The 18,514-nt window shown below is 63.4% G+C and carries 15 protein-coding genes; 10 read left to right on the forward strand and 5 right to left on the reverse strand.

Features of this window, described 5'->3' with window-relative positions:
• Positions 1–97 precede the first annotated feature (97 nt).
• Together R0J92_RS14305 and R0J92_RS14310 are read left to right on the forward strand one after the other, a co-directional pair.
• Entirely contained in the window at positions 98–1,531 is a 1,434-nt protein-coding gene (locus R0J92_RS14305; RefSeq protein ID WP_411052133.1) for a M16 family metallopeptidase, read from the forward strand.
• Positions 1,528–2,901 carry a M16 family metallopeptidase gene (locus tag R0J92_RS14310; protein WP_411052134.1) on the forward strand — a complete coding sequence of 458 codons (1,374 nt, stop codon included), beginning with the start codon at positions 1,528–1,530 and terminating at the stop codon, positions 2,899–2,901. The genes R0J92_RS14305 and R0J92_RS14310 overlap by 4 nt, the downstream gene beginning before the upstream one ends.
• A 114-nt stretch (positions 2,902–3,015) precedes the next feature.
• On the opposite strand, the gene R0J92_RS14315 is transcribed toward R0J92_RS14310, so the two are convergent.
• The gene (locus tag R0J92_RS14315; RefSeq protein ID WP_411052135.1) at positions 3,016–5,358 is read right to left on the reverse strand and encodes an aldehyde dehydrogenase family protein; all 2,343 of its coding nucleotides are present in this window, start codon (positions 5,356–5,358) and stop codon (positions 3,016–3,018) included.
• 10 nt (positions 5,359–5,368) lie between these two features.
• On the reverse strand, positions 5,369–6,385 hold the full coding sequence (gene deoC / locus R0J92_RS14320; protein WP_317384703.1) for a deoxyribose-phosphate aldolase: 1,017 nt from the start codon (positions 6,383–6,385) through the stop codon (positions 5,369–5,371).
• A gap of 213 nt (positions 6,386–6,598) precedes the next feature.
• On the opposite strand from deoC, the gene R0J92_RS14325 reads away from it, so the two are divergent.
• From R0J92_RS14325 to R0J92_RS14360, 8 genes are all read left to right on the forward strand, one after another.
• A complete protein-coding gene (locus tag R0J92_RS14325; RefSeq protein WP_411052136.1) occupies positions 6,599–7,564 on the forward strand; it encodes a metal ABC transporter solute-binding protein, Zn/Mn family in 966 nt (321 codons plus the stop codon).
• Positions 7,565–7,566: 2 nt separating this feature from the next.
• Complete coding sequence (locus tag R0J92_RS14330; RefSeq protein WP_411052137.1) at positions 7,567–8,370, forward strand: metal ABC transporter ATP-binding protein; 804 nt, start codon at positions 7,567–7,569, stop codon at positions 8,368–8,370.
• A 46-nt stretch (positions 8,371–8,416) separates the two neighbouring features.
• On the forward strand, positions 8,417–9,619 hold the full coding sequence (locus R0J92_RS14335) for a metal ABC transporter permease (protein WP_106162675.1): 1,203 nt from the start codon (positions 8,417–8,419) through the stop codon (positions 9,617–9,619).
• A complete protein-coding gene (locus R0J92_RS14340) occupies positions 9,619–10,545 on the forward strand; it encodes a metal ABC transporter permease (RefSeq protein WP_411052138.1) in 927 nt (308 codons plus the stop codon). Before R0J92_RS14335 ends, R0J92_RS14340 begins: the two co-directional genes overlap by 1 nt.
• Before the next feature lie 90 nt (positions 10,546–10,635).
• Complete coding sequence (gene mutL, locus R0J92_RS14345) at positions 10,636–12,573, forward strand: DNA mismatch repair endonuclease MutL (RefSeq protein ID WP_411052139.1); 1,938 nt, start codon at positions 10,636–10,638, stop codon at positions 12,571–12,573.
• An 11-nt stretch (positions 12,574–12,584) separates the two neighbouring features.
• Positions 12,585–13,820 carry a DNA recombination protein RmuC gene (locus R0J92_RS14350; RefSeq protein WP_411052140.1) on the forward strand — a complete coding sequence of 412 codons (1,236 nt, stop codon included), beginning with the start codon at positions 12,585–12,587 and terminating at the stop codon, positions 13,818–13,820.
• A complete protein-coding gene (locus R0J92_RS14355; RefSeq protein WP_411052141.1) occupies positions 13,817–15,136 on the forward strand; it encodes an adenylate/guanylate cyclase domain-containing protein in 1,320 nt (439 codons plus the stop codon). Before R0J92_RS14350 ends, R0J92_RS14355 begins: the two co-directional genes overlap by 4 nt.
• Positions 15,137–15,215: 79 nt before the next feature.
• Complete coding sequence (locus tag R0J92_RS14360; protein WP_411052142.1) at positions 15,216–15,539, forward strand: DUF3775 domain-containing protein; 324 nt, start codon at positions 15,216–15,218, stop codon at positions 15,537–15,539.
• 113 nt (positions 15,540–15,652) lie between these two features.
• On the opposite strand, the gene R0J92_RS14365 is transcribed toward R0J92_RS14360, so the two are convergent.
• Genes R0J92_RS14365 through R0J92_RS14375 form a run of 3 tightly spaced genes read right to left on the reverse strand, consistent with a single transcriptional unit; the run spans position 15,653 to position 18,503 of the window.
• Positions 15,653–16,795, reverse strand: coding sequence for a saccharopine dehydrogenase family protein (locus R0J92_RS14365; protein ID WP_106162680.1), 1,143 nt, complete (start codon positions 16,793–16,795; stop codon positions 15,653–15,655).
• A gap of 29 nt (positions 16,796–16,824) precedes the next feature.
• Positions 16,825–17,877: a saccharopine dehydrogenase gene (locus tag R0J92_RS14370; RefSeq protein ID WP_411052143.1), complete on the reverse strand. Its 1,053-nt coding sequence runs from the start codon at positions 17,875–17,877 to the stop codon at positions 16,825–16,827.
• Between the two features lie 11 nt (positions 17,878–17,888).
• Complete coding sequence (locus tag R0J92_RS14375) at positions 17,889–18,503, reverse strand: glutathione S-transferase family protein (protein ID WP_106162682.1); 615 nt, start codon at positions 18,501–18,503, stop codon at positions 17,889–17,891.
• Positions 18,504–18,514: the final 11 nt, after the last annotated feature.

Consider the following 18,514-nt stretch of genomic DNA (forward strand, 5'->3'; position numbering starts at 1 on the left):
TTTTGCACCGTAACTTGATCTTCAGCAGACGAAACCGACTCTGCGCTGGGGCATGCCATGGCATGTGCCGGGATGATCGATCTGGAGGATAGAACATATGACATCTGTGGCAGCGTTTCCGTCCGGGCTTCGGGCCAGCTGGCGGGTTGCGCTTTGTGCCCTGGCGATGACGGCGGGTCTTGGTGCGCCCATGCTGTCCGCCCAGGAGACCGCACCCGCTGCTGAGGCCGCGCCCGCAGAGGCACAGTCAGGGGCCGAAATGGTGACAACCTTCACGCTGGAAAACGGCATGATGATTGTGGTTGTGGAGGATCATCGGGCCCCGGTTGTTCAGCATATGGTCTGGTATCGCGCCGGATCGGCGGATGAACCCGTAGGGCAGAGCGGTGTCGCGCATTTTCTAGAACACCTGCTGTTCAAAGGCACGGATACGCTGGAGGCGGGCGAGCTGTCGGCCACCGTCGCGCGCAATGGTGGCCGCGACAATGCTTTCACCAGCTATGATTACACCGCCTATTTTCAGCGGGTTGCGGCGGATCGCCTTGAGTTGATGATGCAGATGGAATCGGATCGGATGCGGAACCTGCGCCTGACCGAGACCGACATCGTGACAGAACGCGAAGTGATCCTTGAGGAGCGCAATCAGCGCACCGACAATGATCCTTCGGCGCTGTTCCGGGAGCAGATGCGGGCGGTTCAGTATCTCAACCATCGTTACGGCCAGCCAGTCATTGGCTGGCGTCACGAGATGGAGACGCTGTCGATGGAGGACGCGCTGTCCTACTACGGCACCTACTATGCGCCCAATAACGCGATTCTGGTGGTCTCCGGGGATGTGAGGCCAGACGAGGTGCGGGCCTTGGCCGAAACATACTACGGTGTCATTCCCGCCAATCCCGATTTGCCCGAACGCCTGCGCAGTCAGGAACCGCCGCAGAGCGCGGCGCGGCGTCTAGCCTTTGCCGACGCGCGGGTGGCGCAGCCTTACGTGCAGCGCTCTTATTTGGCACCGGAACGGGATCACGCCAGCCAAGAGAAAGCTGCGGCGCTCTATCTGTTGTCGGAATTGCTGGGCGGGGGCACGACTTCCTATCTCGCCAACGCACTGCAATTCGAGCAGCAGGTCGCGGTCTATACGGCTGCTTTCTATTCCGGGGTATCACTGGATGACACGACCTTTGATTTTGTTGTTGTGCCCGCCGATGGTGTGACGCTTGAGGAAGCGGAGGCTGCGCTGGACCGGACCGTGACACAGTTTTTGGCCGAAGGCGTCGACAGTCAGCAGTTGGAGCGGATCAAGTTGCAGCTGCGCGCCTCCGAAATCTATGCCCGTGATGACGTGGACCGGATCGCCAACCGTTACGGCCGCGCGCTGACCTCGGGGCTGACGGTGGAGGATGTGCAGGATTGGCCGCGTGTGCTGCAGTCGATCACCGAGGATGAGATCATTGCCGTCGCGCGCGAGGTGATGCGGCCCGAGACCTCTGTCACCGGATATCTGACCCAGAGCCAGCAGGAGGCTGACCAATGAGCCGGAACACGACAACCCTGCGCGCAAAAACCGTGGATCTGCGCCCGCTGAAGCGTGCGGTGCTGGCGCTTGTGGCCGGGTTTGCCCTGCTGATGGCGGCCCAGATGGCACGGGCGGAGATCGACATCCAGGAGGTCACCTCTCCGGGCGGCATCAAGGCATGGCTGGTGGAGGATCACACGATCCCCTTCTCCGCATTGGAGATGCGCTTTCGCGGCGGGACATCACTGGATGCGCCCGGAAAGCGGGGCGCGGTACATTTGATGGGCGGATTGCTTGAGGAGGGGTCGGGCGAGCTTCGCGCGCAGGATTACGCACGCGCGCTCGAAGCGCTGGCTGCGAATTTCTCATATGATGCAGATAAGGACACGGTCTCCATCTCTGCTCGCTTTCTGAGTGAGAACAGCGAAGAGGTGGTGGAGCTGCTGCGTCAGACGATTCAGGAACCGAGATTCGATCAGGATGCGTTGGATCGCGTCCGGGCGCAGGTTCTGGTGGGGCTACGTTCGGATGAGAGCGATCCCAATGCGATCGCCGGGCGCAAATTTGCCGAACTCGCCTTTGGAGATCATCCCTATGGGACAAATGGCATCGGCACCGTGGAGAGCGTCTCAGCGCTGACACGTCAGGACATGTTTGCGGCACATGAGGCGGTTTTTGCTCGGGACAGGCTCTATGTCAGTGCTGTTGGCGACATCACGCCCGAGGAGCTGGGTGTGATGCTGGACGAGTTGCTGGGTGATCTGCCCGCTGAGGGCAGCCCTATGCCTGGTCCGGCTGAGGTGATGATCGAAGGTGGCGTCACGGTGGTGCCCTTTGCCACGCCGCAATCGGTCGCGTTGTTTGGCCAGAAGGGCATTGACCGGACGGATCCAGATTTCTTTGCCGCTTATGTGTTGAACCAGATCCTGGGTGGGGGCTCGTTCGAGACCCGGTTGATGCAGGAAGTGCGCACCAAGCGTGGGCTGACCTATGGCGTCTACAGCTATCTGGTGCCGCGCGATCTGGCCGCGACCTATATGGGGTCGCTCGCCTCGGCGAATGAGAAGATGGCAGAGGCCGTCGGAGTGGTACGTGATCAATGGGCCTCTTTGGTGGCGGACGGCGTGACCGAGGCAGAATTGCAGGATGCCAAGACCTATTTGACCGGCGCCTACCCGCTGCGGTTCAACGGCAATGGTCAGATCGCATCAATCCTTGTGGCGATGCAGATGGACGATCTTCCGACTGATTATGTGCTGACTCGCAATGAGAAGATCGACGCGGTGACGCTGGAGGATGTGAACCGGGTGGCACGGGAGCTGCTGGACCCGGATGGCCTACGGTTTGTGGTCGTCGGTGAGCCCGTGGGGCTGAAGTCGACGGACTGATCTGCGGTACTCGGCAGTGAGATCGCGTGCAGATCAACGCCCGAACAACGCAAAATGAAAACGGCGCGGTCCCAAGTCGGGGCCGCGCCGTTTCTGTGTTGATTAATTCTCAGGTCACTCGCCGTAGGGGATCCAGACCGTCTTCACCTCGGTTGCGGCTTGCAGGAAGCGCTTGCTGTGATCGCGCGCCCAGTCCGTCGCCTGACCATTGTTGACCCAGGTGCGTTTCAGATTTCCGGCAGAGGCGACCTCGATCAATTGTGACAGATCGGTGGAGGAGAAGCTCCAGACCGCATCGAGGTTGAGGTGTTTGGCCATGGTGTCGCCAAGATCCTTGTGCGCGCCTGTCAGGATGTTGACCACACCGGCAGGCAGATCGGAAGTTTCCAGCACCTGATAAAGATCTGTGGCGGCTAGCGGAAACGCTTGTGAGGCCGCCAGAACCACCCGATTGCCCATGGCGATTGCGGGTGCCATGGCGGAAATCAGACCCAGCAGCGGCGCCTCGTCCGTGCAGAGCACGCCGATGGTGCCGACCGGTTCCTTCATGCCAAGCGCGACGCCGCGGATCGGCACACCATGCGCCAGACCATCGTATTTGTCGGCCCATGCAGCGGCGGAGAACAGGCGCTGCAACGAGGCTTCAACCTCGGCGGTGCCTTCCCCCTTGCCGGTCATCGCGTCGATGCGGGCGGCAAATTCACCAGCCCGCGCGGCGAGGTTCTCGGCCATGTAATAGAGGATCTGAGCGCGCAGGTGGCCAGTGGTCTTGGACCAGCCCTTGGCGGCATGGGCGGCCTCGACCGCGTTGCGCACATCCTTGCGGCTGCCAGCGCCGACATGGCCCAGCAGGTTGCCCTTTGGCCCGTAGACAGGCTTGGAGTAGCCGCTGTCGGGGCGTGCCTGCTTGCCGCCAATGTACATCTTGGCAGTGCGGTCGATGCTTGCAGGGGCGGTCGCGGTCTCTGCGCCGTCAAAGGCGGCAATCGGTGTCAGGGCCTTGGTCTCGCCCTTGGGTCGGGTGTAGGCCATCAGCCCCTCGACACCGCCCTCGCGGCCAAAGCCGCTTTCGCGCACGCCACCAAACGGGGCGGCAGCATCGAACATGTTGGTGCCATTGACCCAGACCACGCCGGCGACCAGCTTTGGCGCGATATCCAGCGCCAGGTTCACATTCTCGGTCCAGAGCGTCGCCGCCAGCCCGTAGCGGGTGTTGTTGGCCAGCTCGACCGCCTCGGACGGCGTGCGGAAGGTGGTGGTGACCAGCACCGGTCCAAAGATCTCTTCTTGCATCAGGGGATCGGCGGGCGACAGACCCTCGATCAGGGTCGGCGGGAAGAAGCAGCCCTTTGCGGGCATGTTGACCTTGCTCTGATGCACGGTGCAATTCTTGGCAGTGGCCACAAGACGGGTGATCTCGGCATGTTGCACGGGATCGACCACGGCACCGACATCGATGCATTTGTCGAGCGGATCGCCGAGGCGCAGGGTCTTCATCCGGGCGCGCAGTTTCTTGTGGAACCGCTCGGAGACGCTCTCCTGCACCAGAAGACGCGAGCCAGCGCAGCAAACCTGGCCCTGGTTGAACCAGATCGCATCCACCAGCCCTTCGATGGCGCTGTCCAGATCAGCGTCGTCAAAGACGATGTAGGGGCTCTTGCCGCCCAGCTCCAGCGTCAGCGCCTTGCCGGTGCCTGCGGTGGCTTCGCGAATCTTGCGGCCGACGTCGGTCGAGCCGGTGAAGGCGATCTTGTCCACATCCGCATTGACGATCATCTCGCCCACGGCGCCATCGCCGGTGACGATGTTGACCACGCCCTTGGGCAGGCCGGCCTGACGGCAGATATCGGCAAACAGCAGCGCGGTCAGCGAGGTATACTCCGCCGGTTTCAGCACCACCGTATTGCCCATGGCCAGCGCTGGCGCGACCTTCCACGCGAGCATCAAGAGCGGAAAATTCCACGGGATGATCTGGCCACAGACGCCGAGCGCCTCACGACCCGACATCTCCTCGTCCATCAACTGGGCGTGGCCCGCGTGGTGGTAGAAGTGGCGCTGCACAAGCGGGATATCGATGTCGCGGCTCTCGCGGATCGGTTTGCCGTTGTCCAGCGTCTCCAGCACCGCAAACAGGCGGCTGTGTTTCTGCAGCAGACGTGCGATCGCATAGAGGTAGGTGGCACGGCCGGATCCGCCCATGGCGGCCCAGGGGCCTTGCGCGGTGCGGGCGGCCTTGACCGCGGCGTCCACGTCCTTTTTTGTCGCTTGACTCAATTCCGCCAGCACCTCGCCGGTGGCCGGGTTCTTGCTCTCGAACCCCTTGCCCGGGGTGGTGAAGTCACCGTTGATGAAATGACCAAACCGGCTGCCCTGATCGACCAGCCATGCAAAGGCGTCTGCGGCGCTTTCGGGAGCGGGGCCATAGTCCATGGTGTCGAAGATCTCTTTGATTGTCATCTGTTCGTCCTCACGCCATCGGGTGGCGGTAGCCGGCGGAATAGGCACCGGTCACGTGGTGTTCGAGCTGGCGTTCGATATCGCCCAGCAGGCTGGACGCGCCAAAGCGGAACAGGTCGGGCTGGACCCAGCGGTTGCCCAGTTCCTCTTTCATCAGGGAGAGGTAGACCAGCGCGTCCTTGGCCTTTGAGATGCCGCCTGCGGGTTTGTAGCCGACGTGAAAGCCGGTGCGCGCGTAGTAGTCGCGGATGGCGCGGATCATCACCAGCGAAACGGGCAGGGTGGCGTTCACCCCTTCCTTGCCGGTGGAGGTCTTGATGAAATCGGCGCCCGCCATCATGCAGATCATCGAGGCACGGGCGACGTTGCGCAGGGTGCCCAGCTCGCCGGTGGCCAGGATCGCCTTCACATGCGCCTCGCCGCAGGCCTCGCGGAAGGCCTTCATCTCGTCATAGAGCGCCTGCCAGTTGCCCGAGAGCACATGGCGGCGGGAGATCACGATGTCGATCTCGCGGGCCCCGGCGCGCACGCTTTCGCGGATCTCTTCGACCCGCAGGTGAAAGGGCGACAGGCCTGCGGGAAAGCCGGTGGAGACGGCGGCGACCGGGATCTGGGTGCCATGCAGCGCCCGCGCAGCGGCCGGGATCATGTCGTGATAGACACAGACCGCGCCGGTTGTGATGCCCTCCATGCCGAGTTGCGACAGGATTTCTGCGCGCACCGGCTGACGCGCCTTGGCGCAGAGACGCCGCACGCGGGCCTCGGTGTCGTCGCCTGCAAGCGTCGTGAGGTCGATGCAGGTGATCGCCTTCAGAAGCCATGCGGCCTGATGGTCTTTTTTGACCGACCGGCGCCCGGGAAGGCTGGCGCAGCGGCGTTCGATGGCGGAGGTGTTGGCCTCCATCCCGAGTGCCCAATCCAGGTCCAGCTCCATGCCGGGGTTGCGGGGCAGATGTACGCCGGCACCGTCCCCTGAGGGCGATGCAGCGGCGGCTTTGGCAGGGGCGTCTGCGGTTTGGCTGTCCATGTGCGGGAGTCCTCGAAAGATTTGCCCCAAAATCGCACGCCAAACCGCGTTGATGCAAGGTTTCCCATGGGTTTTCCGCATTCTGTTTTGACCAAAAGGACAAAAAATTGACCTTTCTTGAGAATAATTCGCATTTTCATTGACGAAGTTGAGAATCGTTCTCATATTGCTGGAAAGAGAAACGAGATTTTTGCGAGCAGGGAGCACGTATATATGCTGAGCCGACGTCAAACTCTTCTGGGGCTGGGTGCTGTGGCCGCACTGGCCAGTGCGACTCCGGGGCTGGCGGCCGAGGGAAAGCTTACCGTTGTGGCCACCACCGGCATGATCGCAGATGCGGCGCGCCAGATCGGCGGCGCCGAGGTCGCGGTGACCGCATTGATGGGCGCGGGCGTGGATCCGCATGCCTATCGCCAGACCCGCACTGATATCGCTGCCATGACCCGCGCCGATCTGGTGCTGTGGCACGGGCTCTATCTTGAGGCGCAGATGGAAGACTTCTTCCATTCGCTGGCGCGCAAGCGTGTTGTGGTGCCGGTGGCCGAGGCGATGCCCAAGGACCTGCTGCGCGGCCATGATGACTACGCTGACAAATTCGACCCCCACGTCTGGATGAGCCCGGAGATGTGGAAGCATGTGGTGCGCGAAGTGGCGCGGGCGCTCACCGAGGCCCGCCCGGCGGCGACAGACCTCTTTGCCGCCAATCTGGAGCGTCACCTGGGCGAGTTGGACCGCCTGTCGGACTACGGCCGCAGGGTTGTCGCCGGCGTACCGGATGACAACCGGGTGCTGGTCACCGCGCATGACGCCTTTGGCTATTTCGGGCGCGACTACGGGTTTGACGTGCTGGGCATTCAGGGCATTTCCACCCAGTCCGAGGCCGGTCTGAACCGTATCGGCGAATTGGTCGACGTGCTGGTGGATCGCCAGGTCAAGGCGGTGTTTGTCGAAACCTCGGTGGCGGATCGCTCCATGCGTGCGTTGATCGAGGGCGCGGCGGCCAAGGATCATGAGGTGGTCATCGGCGGCGAGCTGTTTTCCGACGCCATGGGCGCGGAGGGCACCTATGAGGCAACCTATCTTGGTATGTTGGACCACAACTTTACCACCATCGCCGGCGCGTTGGGCGCGGATGTTCCCACCGGCGGCATGGATGGCAAACTCGGGGCGGGACACTGAATATGCAACTTTCACTGGCCAGCCAGAACGGACAGGCTGCGCGCGAGCCGGGGCTGGATGCCAGTCCGCTCGCCATCCGTGGCCTCACCGTCAGCTATGGCGAGAAGCCGGCGGTGTTCTCCGTCGACATGACTGTGGTTCCGGGGCAGATGACCGCGATCATCGGTCCCAACGGCGCTGGCAAGTCCACCCTGTTGAAGGCCGCCCTGGGCATCGTGCCGCCGGTCTCGGGCCGGGTGCAGGTCTTCGGCCGCCCGCTGGACCATCAGCGCGGGCGCATCGCCTATGTGCCGCAGCGCGCTTCGGTGGATTGGGATTTCCCGACCCGGGTGATCGACGTGGTGATGATGGGGCTTTATCGCGAACTGGGACTGCTGGGCCGTATCCGCGGCACCCATCGCCAAATCGCATCGGATTGTCTGGATCGCGTCGGCATGAGCGAGTTTGCCGACCGGCAGATCGGTCAGCTCTCCGGTGGGCAGCAGCAACGGGTGTTTCTGGCGCGCGCGCTGGCACAGGGAGCGGATCTCTACCTGCTGGACGAGCCCTTTGCCGGGGTGGATGCGGCGACGGAGAAGGCGATCATCGGCGTGCTGAAGGCGCTCCGGGCCGAGGGCAAGACCGTGGTCGTGGTGCATCATGATCTGGCGACGGTGCGGGACTACTTCGACAATGTGTTCCTGATCAACACCCGCAAGGTCGCCGAAGGCTCGGTGGCTGAGGCCTTTACTCCGGACACGTTGCAATCGGCCTATGGCGGACGTCTGGCCACCGCACAGATCGACCAGATCGCGCGGCCGGCGTGACCGCCACGGTGACCTGACACATATAATATATAGAGAGAGGCGGAGCATGCTGATTGACGCGCTGTTCCTGCAAATGGGCTATAACGCCACTTTGGTGGCGATCGGGGCGGCGCTGCTGGGCGCAGCCTCGGGGATCACGGGGACCTTCCTGTTCCTGCGCAAGCGGGCGCTGGTGTCCGATGCCGTGAGCCATGCCACCCTGCCCGGCGTCTGCGTTGCGTTCCTGGTCCTCGTGGCGCTGGGTGGGGATGGCCGCAATCTTGCGGCTCTGCTGACCGGCTCTGCCGTATCAGCTGGCCTCGGTCTGCTGTGCATGAATTGGCTGACCCGCAACACGCGCCTGGCCGAAGATGCGGCGATCGGTGCGGTGCTATCGGTGTTTTTCGGCTTTGGCGTGGTGCTGCTGACTGTGATCCAGACGCTGGGTGTCGGACGGCAGGCGGGGCTTGAGGGGTTCCTGTTGGGCTCCACCGCAGGCATGCTCTACACCGATGCGCTGGTGATCGCAGGGGGCGGTGCGGCGGTGCTGTTCCTGGTGCTGTTGACGCGACGCCCCATGACCATGGTGGCCTTTGATCCCGAATATGCCGCCGCGCGTGGCCTGCCGGTCAGCAAGATCGACATGCTGATGATGGGGCTGGTGATGGCGGTCACCGTGGTGGGCCTCAAGGTGGTGGGGCTGATCCTGATCGTGGCGCTGCTGATCATTCCGCCTGTTGCTGCGCGATTCTGGACTGAACGCGCCGACCAGGTGGTGATCCTTGCAGGCGTTCTGGGTGCTTTGGCGGCCTATCTCGGTGCGGCCATCTCGGCCTCTGCGCCGAACCTGCCCACCGGGCCGATCATCGTTCTGATGAGCTTTGCGCTCTTTGCCCTGTCGCTGCTGGTGGCGCCCAACAGAGGTGTGCTCGCCGCCGTGCTGCGACATCAAAGGTTCCAGCGCCGCTTGCATATGCGACAGGGTCTGCTGGCGCTGGCGCAAGACCAGACCATCTATGAACCGCTCACCCTGCGTCTGCTGTCCCGAGCTGGGTTGGTGCGCGCCGATGGTGTTGCGACACGGTCCGGCCAAGCCCGCGCCGCCAAGGCGCTGCGCGACGAACGCCGCTGGGACATCCTGCGCCGCGATCAGGCACAGGAGGCAGCGGCAGCGCTTTATGATGGGCTGCGCGAGATTGAAACCGTGCTGACCCCGGACCAGATCGCCGCAATTGATCGCGAGATCGGCACCCCCAAGGAGGCCTTCTGATGGGCAGCGAATTCGTCACCCTCTCCCTCACGCCGCTGCTGATCGGGATTTTTGCGGCGGTGGCCTGCGCGCTGCCGGGGAATTTCCTGCTGCTGCGCAAGCAGGCGCTGATCGGCGATGCCATCAGCCATGTGGCGCTGCCGGGCATTGTCGTGGCCTTCCTGCTGACCGGCGCAATCTCCACCTGGCCGATGATGCTGGGTGCGGCGGGCGCGGCGGTGGTCGCGGTGGTGATGATCGAGGCGATCCGCCGCCTCGGCCGCATCGAACCCGGTGCGGCCATGGGCGTTGTCTTCACCACGCTGTTCGCCGCCGGGGTGCTTCTGCTGGAGCAGAGCGATACGTCCTCCGTTCATCTGGACGTGGAACATGCGCTCTATGGCAACTTGGAGAGCCTGATTTGGCTCGATGGCACCGGCTGGGGATCGCTGCTGGATCCGCAGGCGCTTGCCTATCTGCCAGTCGAACTGCCGCGCATGGGAGCGACGCTGGTGGTGGTGGCGGGCTTCATCGCGCTGTTCTGGCGTCCGCTGAAGATTGCGACTTTCGACGAAAGCTTCGCCCGTACCATCGGGATGCGGACTGATCTGCTGGGGTTGGCGCTGGTGATCACGGCGGCGATCGCGGCCGTGGCGGCCTTTGATGCGGTTGGGTCGATCATCGTGATCGCCATGTTCATCTGCCCGCCGGCCGCGGCGCGGATGATGACCAACCGGCTCGAACTTCAGATCGCCTGGAGCGTCGCTTTCGCCACCCTATCGGCCATCATTGGCTATGTTCTGGCGGGTTACGGTCCGCTCTGGATTGGCATGGGGGATGCGGTCAGCGCGGCGGGCATGATCGCCACCATCTCCGGCGTGATCCTGGCGATTGCCGCGTTGTTCGGCCCCTGCCGTGGGCGTGCGGGGGCGCCGTCGGGCGTGTAACCGCCGAGGGCTGCGCGCTCGCTGCACGGACCACCTAGCGCGCGTATTCCGGGTGGCAGAATCGTGCTCGCGCATGCTAAATCTTGGGCTATGTCTACTATCGACCCCCAAATCAGCGAAAATCCCGTGACTCAGGCTGCGTCTGCCCCTCTTCCCGTCATTCGCCAGCTGGACGACAGCGCCATCAACCGCATTGCCGCGGGGGAGGTGGTCGAACGTCCGGCCTCGGCGGTGAAGGAGTTGGTGGAGAACGCCATCGACGCCGGGGCGACCCGCATCACGGTCGAGATCGCCGATGGCGGCAAGACGCTGATCCGGGTGACAGACAATGGCTGTGGCATGACGCCTCAGGATCTGCCGCTGGCCCTGTCGCGCCATGCGACCTCCAAGATCGACGGCTCGGATCTGCTGAACATCCACACCTTCGGCTTTCGCGGTGAGGCGCTGCCCAGCCTTGGCGCGGTTGGGCGGCTGACCATTACAAGTCGTGCCGAGGGTCATGACGCGGCGCAGATCCGCGTTGCCGGCGGCCAGATGGAGGCGGTGAAACCCGCCGCCCTGCGTCAGGGTACCATCGTGGAGCTGCGCGATCTGTTCTTTGCCACGCCGGCACGGCTGAAATTCATGCGCACCGATCGCGCCGAAAGCCAGGCGATCTCCGACACCGTGAAGCGGCTGGCGATGGCGGAGCCTGCGGTAGGGTTCACCCTGCGTGATGTGTCCGGCGGTGGCGAGGGGCGCGTGACCTTCCGGGCCGACCCCATGAGCGGCGATTTGTTTGACGCGCTGCATGGACGCCTGGCGCATGTCATTGGCCGGGAGTTCGCCGAAAACGCGCTGAAGATCGACGCCACACGTGAGGGCATTCGCCTCTACGGCTATGCGGCGCTGCCGACCTATTCGCGCGGTGCGGCGGTGACGCAGTTCCTGTTCGTGAATACGCGGCCGGTGAAGGACAAGATGCTCACGGGGGCGCTGCGGGCCGCCTATATGGATTTCCTCAGCCGCGACCGGCACCCGGCGGCGGCGCTGTTCATCGATTGCGAGCCGACGCTGGTCGACGTGAACGTACATCCGGCAAAATCAGAGGTGCGTTTTCGCGATCCGGGTCTGGCGCGCGGGCTGATCGTCTCGTCCTTGCGCCATGCGCTGGCGGAGGCCGGTCATCGTGCTTCCAGCACCGTGGCGGGGGCCACCTTGGGGGCGATGCGACCCGAACAGCCCACGGCGAGTGGGGCTCCACGGGTCTACCAGATGGACCGGCCCTCTCTCGGCGCGCGCAACAGTGCCTATGCGGCGCAATCCCCCGGCTTGCCACCCGCACCGTCCTATCCTGCGCTGCCACCAGCAGAGGAAAACGCGGGCTTTGCAGAATTTTCTGCCGCCTATAATGGCCGTCTGGTCGAAGAGCCTGTCAGCGCCGAGCCGGAGACGCAGCCCGTCGAGGATCTGCCGCTGGGGGCCGCGCGGGGTCAGGTGCATGAGAATTACATTATCGCCCAGACCCGCGACGGCATGGTGATCGTCGACCAGCACGCCGCGCACGAACGATTGGTCTATGAAAAGCTGAAACACCAGATGGCGGACACTGGCGTCGCCGCGCAGGCGCTGCTGATCCCGGAGATCATCGAGCTGTCGGAGGGGGACTGTGCCCGGCTGCTGGAGGTGGCGGAGGATCTGGCGAAATTCGGCCTTGGCATCGAGGCCTTCGGTGGCAACGCCGTGGCAGTACGGGAAACCCCCGCGATCCTCGGCGAGGTGAATGCAGAGGCGATGATCCGCGACATCCTCGACGAGTTGGCCGATCAGGGCGAGAGCCAGCTGGTACAGGCACGTCTGGAAGCGATCCTGAGCCGGGTGGCCTGTCATGGCTCCATCCGCTCGGGCCGGCGCATGCGCGGCGAGGAGATGAATGCGCTGTTGCGCGAGATGGAAGAGACGCCTCATTCCGGCCAGTGCAACCATGGCCGCCCGACCTATGTGGAACTCAAACTCGCTGACATCGAACGCCTGTTTGGTCGCAGCTGAAGGAACATCTGATGGAAGGCATGGATGACGCCATCGCCAATATGGATACGCTGGGGCTGATCCTGCTGGGCGCAGGGGCCGGGGTGCTGCTGTTAGTGGTTCTCCTTGTGCAGTCGATGCGCAGCGCCGCGCGCACCGCTCGCGCGATTGAGCCGCTGGGTCAGCAGATGAGCACTCTCAGCCAGGTGGCGCAGCAGCTCTCTTCGGGACAGGAGGCGCTGCGCGGCAATCTGCAGACCGTGTCGGACACCCAGGCCAACGCGCAGCTGCAGATTTTGCAAACGATGGAATCCCGTCTGGGCGATGTGCAGCAGCGCATGAACGATCGGCTGGCGGACAATGCGATGAGACAGGCCCGCGCGATCTCCGATATGCAGGAACGCATGAGCGAGAGCCTGCATGGCAATGCCAAACGCACCGCCACCTCACTGACGCAGCTGCAGGAGCGGCTGGCGGTGATCGACAAGGCGCAGGACAATATCACCAAGCTGTCGTGCGATGTGCTGTCGCTGCAGGATATCCTGTCCAACAAGCAGACACGCGGGGCATTCGGGGAAATCCAGCTCAACGATATCGTGTCCAAGGCGCTGCCGACGGATGCCTATGCGTTTCAATACACGCTGTCGAACGGCAAGCGCGCGGACTGCCTGATCCATCTGCCGAATCCGCCGGGGCCGATCGTGATCGACAGCAAGTTCCCGTTGGAGCCCTATGAGGCGCTGCGCAATGCCGAGACGCAGGACGAGCGCGCGCAGGCGGCGCGGCTGCTCAAAGGCGCGCTCCGAAAACACATCCGGGACATCTCGGAAAAATACATCCTGGATGGCGAGACAGCCGATGGTGCGCTGTTGTTCCTGCCCTCGGAGGCAGTCTATGCCGAATTGCATGCCAATTTTTCCGACGTGGTGCGCGAAGGGTTTGCGCTCAAGGTCTGGATCGTCTCGCCCACCACCTGCATGGCGACGCTGAACACCATGCGCGCCATCCTCAAGGACGCGCGCATGCGCGAGCAGGCCGGCGCCATCCGCAAGGAATTGGGCCTGCTGCACAAGGATGTGGAGCGGCTTGGGGATCGGGTCGGCAGTCTTGATCGCCACTTTGGCCAGGCGCAAAAGGACATCTCCGACATCAAGATCAGCGCCGACAAGGCCGGGCGCCGGGCGCAGCGGCTGGATAATTTCGACTTCGAGGAGCTGAGCCAGGACAGCGTCAGCCAGGTGGTCGCACTGGAAACTCCAGGCGAATGAGGGTCTTGCCGAAACGGCGGCGGATTGCACCTGATGCGGCCCTGTTGCGCGAGGCAGAGCTGAGAGCCGAAAAAGTTGTCTCGATCCTTCGGATGTTCGTGGCATTGGGGCTGATGGTTGTCTTCTTCCTCGCGGTCGGCGAACCGCCGGAGGAGATCGCGGACTTTCTGCGCAAACAGTGGATCTTTGCGGTCCTGTCGATGTTCTCGTATCTGTTGCTGGGCGCGCTGACGCTCTGGCTGGCGCGTAGTGGCCGCTTCCGGCGCTGGATGGTCTGGCCCGTCGTGACGCTGGATTGCCTGTTCATGTTGGTGAACGCCTGGGTTGGTCTGGAGAACGTGTCGATGCCCGGTGCCTTGACCTTCCTGCTGCCTCCGACATGGCTGGTGCCGCTTGTGCTGGCCTTTGCGGTGTTGCGGTTCAACCCTTATTTGCAGGCCTATTGCGTGGCGCTGATCGTTGGTGGCCTCGGGTATCTCAGCTTTGTCACGGAGGTTACCATCACACCTGACATCGCCAGCCGTGTGCAGCATCTGGTGGCGGTGCCGCCCAATATCGTGCGACTGGCGATGATCCTGCTCGCGGGGGTGGTGCTGGTGGTGGCGGCCGCAGCGCTGCGGGGCCTGTTGCATCGCGCCCTGATCGAGACAGAGAAACGCCTGTTGCTGACCCGGTACCTACCTGCGCGGTTGGCCGAGCGGATGCAGACAGAGGATCTGGACGATCTGCGTCAGGGAAAGCGCCAGGACATGGCGGTGATGTTCATCGACATTCGCGGTTTCACCTCCTGGGCAGAGGGACGTGACCCGGCGGAAGTCGGCGCGTTTGTCACCGAATATCGTATCCGCGTTCAACGCGCCGCCCGCCAGACGCATGGCATGGTCGACAAGTTCATCGGCGACGGTGCCATGCTGGTGTTTGATGGCGCAGAGGCGCCGAAACGGGCGTTGCAATGTGCCATGCAATTGTCGGCAGAGATGCAGGAGTGGTCCATGCTGCGGCATGCTGAGGGGCGTCCGGATGTGCAGGTCGGCATTGGGTTGCATTGGGGCGAGGTGTTCTCCGGCGTGGTCGGAGATGAAGACCGGCTTGAGTACACTGCGCTTGGTGACACGGTGAATACTGCGTCGCGGCTGGAGCAGATGACCAAGACCAATGACATGGAAATCATCGTGTCTGCAGCCGTTCTGGAGGCCGCCAATCTGCCTATGTCCGAGCGCGAGGAATGGGTGACGCTGGATCTGGAGCCGCTGCGCGGGCGGAGTCAGCCGCTCGCGCTTTGCGGGCGACCACGGGGCGCGTCGGCTCAGGTCTGACTTGTCGCAGATCAAGGACACACGACGGACATTGCAGCACCATCTGACCTCAGCAGCGAGACAGCAGGAGGCAAACACGATGGTTGATATTGCAACAAACAAAGCGGAGCAGGTGGCGCTGATGGCGCGCGAGATCAGCCGTGCAGAGCCGGAGCTGCGCGCCTTCATTGCCGATATGAATGAGGATGAGCAGGCCGAGCTCGTGGCGATCCTCTGGGTCGGTCGCGGAGTGTTCGAGGCGGAGGAATTCACTCAGGCGGTGGGCATGGCACGCCAGGAGAAGACCACGCCAACCGAGGATTACCTGATGGCAACGCCGAACCTGGCCTATGACATCGAGGCGGGGCTGGAGGCCTTGGGCGTTGATGTCTCGGCAGTTGCCGAGGATGTCATGGGGCGCTGAGCGGCCTTGGGGCGCGACATTGCACAGGGTCGGGCCGCCAGACTGTGAACAGGAAAAAAAGCCCCACCAAATTGGCGGGGCTTTTTATAGTGTCAAATCGTGGATGGTGCGCCTCAGGAGCGGTGTGACACCACCTGAAGGTGCTGCGCGAGCGCGCCGATACGGCCCATCCAGCTGTCGACCAGCGCGGCATCGCTGGGCGCGGCGCTGACGCCGGGGGCGATCTTGCCATTCATTGCCGCTTCGATGGCGAAGGAGACCGGGTAGGATACCAGACGCGCCATGGCGCTGCCGCGATCATCGCCCCAGGCATCCATCACATAGGTCTTGTGCCACTTGGTCTCGCCGTCTTTTTCTGCCTTGAGATCCACGCAGAGGACCACGCGGTCAGGCTCGCCCTCGTCATAGGCGTTGTCCTGCCAGAACTGGTCGGACATCTCCTTGAGACGGGCGTCGCCTGCCTCACCTTCGAGGGTTTCGACCTCCTTGAAGACATCGGCCCAGGCCTCGGACCAGCCATCCAGACGCAGGGTCCCGCGCACGAAAGTCTTCACCTTCCAGTCCGCGCCGAAATGATACTGCTCCATGAAGGGCAGCGAGTCGCGGTTGGGATAAACTTGGAAGGTTTCCGGCGTGGCCAGCGGCGCGTCGTAGGTGGAGAGCGCGTCCCAGGGGCGGGCGACATCGTAGGTTTCGAAGTTGCGGATCGAGCGAGACGGTGAGCGCAGTGCCTTCAGCACGCCAAGGGGCGACCAGCTGAACTTGTAGCGGAACGGGTTTGGGGTTTTGGGAATGCCACCGCAATAGGACAGGAAACTGATCTCGTTGTCCGCGTCGAAGGACGGAGATTCGGCATATTCCGCCACCAGTGCATGAGCCATCAGGTGGTCGATGCCCGGATCAAGACCAACCTCGTTCACCAGCGCGACACCGGCATCCTTGGCCTTTTGATCCAGCGCCCGCATCTCGGGCGAGATATAGGAGGAGGACACAAAATGCGCGCCGTTGTTGATCGCCAGTTCCGCAAGCTCCACATGCCAGTCACCGGGCAGCATGGAGACCACGACGTCGGCGGGGCTCAGCAGTTCGGACAGGCGCGCGATGGAGAATTTGTGGATATTGGTGGTCAGATCGCCGATCGCCTCGGCGGCCTTTTCGGGCGTGCGGTTCCAGACGGCGACGTCGTGACCCGCTTCGAGCAGGCGACGCAGGCCGGGAATGGCGGAGAGGCCGGTGCCGCACCAGTGAATAGTCATGTCAGTTCTCCTTGGTCGGGGCAGGCCGCTTAGCCTGCCACATGTTCGTCAAAGACCGCCTTGGCCCGGCCCCAGACGCCCGCATCTAGGTCGGGCAGGGTCAGGAGGCTGGCCAGAAGCTGATCCGCATAGTCCTCGGAGCTTTCCGCGGGCAGCATCGAGGGCAGATTGTCGATCGCCATCACGTCGAGCACGGGCGCCTCTGCAACCCTTAGGGCCGGCGCGTCCCACGTGGTGGCACGGTCATAAACAGGAACCGGATTGTAGTCGCTATCCGGGTCGCAGGCCACATCACCAATTGCGGTGAGTTTACGGACCGCACCAAGCGCCTCCTGCGGCACGAACACCGGTGTGCCGGGGCGGGCAAAGATGCAGTTCAGGAACAGGTCATGGTCGAGGATTTGCGGGAAAGGGCCGCCGCTTGCGGTCTCGGCCATGTCCCATTTGGTGACACTGACCCCCATCGCTTCGCACAGGTCGGCAGCGCCGGTGCCGACACGGCCAAGCGCGCCGATGACGATGGCAGTGGGGCGGTCCGTGCTGATCGCGTCCAACTCGCCATCCAGATCGGCCAAAAGGGCATGTTTGTCTTTGTAGACACCTACGGGGCCACAGATCTCGTCGCGTTGCTGCGCGGCCCAGGCCTTGAGCGTGACGGCAGCGCCTGCATAGCCCGCCCAATATCCAAAGGCGGCAACCCGGCGGCCGGTCTCGTCCACCAGATACTCCAGATCGTAGAGCGTGCCACCGCCTTCGCGGAACCGGCGCAGCAGTTCCTTGCCGGAGTGCTGGCCCTTGAAGGCATGGCCGAACATGATGTGGCGATGGGGCAGGGGCGTGCCGTCGTCCGGCAGTTCCTTGAGGCCAAAGATGATCGTGTCCTGCGGGGCGTCGGGCCAGGAATTCTCTGCCGCGATCTCGCAGCCTGCGTCGATGTAGCCCTGCAGCGGAATGGCGCGACTGGCGCTTTCTTCAACGGTGACGCGGAGGCCGGCCTCCAGAAGCGCCCCTGCGCCGGCCGGGGTCAGCCCGACGCGATCCTCGTTCTGGCGCTGTTCGGCGCGGACCCAGAGATGTGTCATAGTCTTGTCCTTCAAAGCATATCCTTGGCGCGCACGGCTTTGACGCTGTCGCGTGCCTCCATCGCCGCCATGAAGGCGGTGAGTTTTGGAAAACGTGCAATCTTGACCCCGTCGCCTTCGAGCCAGGTGCAGACCACATAGAGGTAGCAGTCGGCGAGGCTGGGGCTGTCGCCCAGAACGAAAGGACCGCGCAGGCCGTGGTTGCAGATGTAGTCGCAGGAGGCGGCCATGGTCTCGGGCACCTTGCGGGCCATGTCCTTGAACGAGGCCGGATTGGAGGCCCAGCGGGCGCCGCGCAGCTTGTGGGCGTGGTTCACATGCATGGTGGAAGCGAGATAGAACATCACCTCACGCATGCGGGCGGCCAGCACCGGATCATTGGGGCGCAGACCCGCCTCGGGGGCCATGTCGGCGATCAATTCCAAAAGCGCGCCGGTTTCGGTCAGGATGCCGCCCTCGACCACCAGTGCGGGCACCCGGCCCTTGGGGTTGATCTGGTGATAGGCTCTGGTGGTTTGCTGACGTTCGGCAAAATCGATCCTGATCGCCTCATACTCCAAACCGGCTTCCTCAAGCGCGATGGCTACGGCGATAGAGATGGTATTGGGCGCGTAGTAGAGTTGCATGGCGGTCTCCT

This window comes from Tritonibacter sp. SIMBA_163, assembly GCF_046535935.1.
Classification (GTDB): domain Bacteria; phylum Pseudomonadota; class Alphaproteobacteria; order Rhodobacterales; family Rhodobacteraceae; genus Epibacterium; species Epibacterium scottomollicae.

Bases quoted from the DNA above. Each gene is read 5' to 3' on its own strand.
- mutL (WP_411052139.1), top strand. From the start codon at position 10,636: ATGTCTACTATCGACCCCCAAATCAGCGAAAATCCCGTGACTCAGGCT.
- R0J92_RS14340 (WP_411052138.1), top strand. From the start codon at position 9,619: ATGGGCAGCGAATTCGTCACCCTCTCCCTCACGCCGCTGCTGATCGGG.
- R0J92_RS14360 (WP_411052142.1), top strand. From the start codon at position 15,216: ATGGTTGATATTGCAACAAACAAAGCGGAGCAGGTGGCGCTGATGGCG.
- R0J92_RS14305 (WP_411052133.1), top strand. From the start codon at position 98: ATGACATCTGTGGCAGCGTTTCCGTCCGGGCTTCGGGCCAGCTGGCGG.
- R0J92_RS14365 (WP_106162680.1), bottom strand. From the start codon at position 16,795: ATGACTATTCACTGGTGCGGCACCGGCCTCTCCGCCATTCCCGGCCTG.
- deoC (WP_317384703.1), bottom strand. From the start codon at position 6,385: ATGGACAGCCAAACCGCAGACGCCCCTGCCAAAGCCGCCGCTGCATCG.
- R0J92_RS14350 (WP_411052140.1), top strand. From the start codon at position 12,585: ATGGAAGGCATGGATGACGCCATCGCCAATATGGATACGCTGGGGCTG.
- R0J92_RS14355 (WP_411052141.1), top strand. From the start codon at position 13,817: ATGAGGGTCTTGCCGAAACGGCGGCGGATTGCACCTGATGCGGCCCTG.
- R0J92_RS14325 (WP_411052136.1), top strand. From the start codon at position 6,599: ATGCTGAGCCGACGTCAAACTCTTCTGGGGCTGGGTGCTGTGGCCGCA.
- R0J92_RS14370 (WP_411052143.1), bottom strand. From the start codon at position 17,877: ATGACACATCTCTGGGTCCGCGCCGAACAGCGCCAGAACGAGGATCGC.
- R0J92_RS14315 (WP_411052135.1), bottom strand. From the start codon at position 5,358: ATGACAATCAAAGAGATCTTCGACACCATGGACTATGGCCCCGCTCCC.
- R0J92_RS14375 (WP_106162682.1), bottom strand. From the start codon at position 18,503: ATGCAACTCTACTACGCGCCCAATACCATCTCTATCGCCGTAGCCATC.
- R0J92_RS14335 (WP_106162675.1), top strand. From the start codon at position 8,417: ATGCTGATTGACGCGCTGTTCCTGCAAATGGGCTATAACGCCACTTTG.
- R0J92_RS14330 (WP_411052137.1), top strand. From the start codon at position 7,567: ATGCAACTTTCACTGGCCAGCCAGAACGGACAGGCTGCGCGCGAGCCG.
- R0J92_RS14310 (WP_411052134.1), top strand. From the start codon at position 1,528: ATGAGCCGGAACACGACAACCCTGCGCGCAAAAACCGTGGATCTGCGC.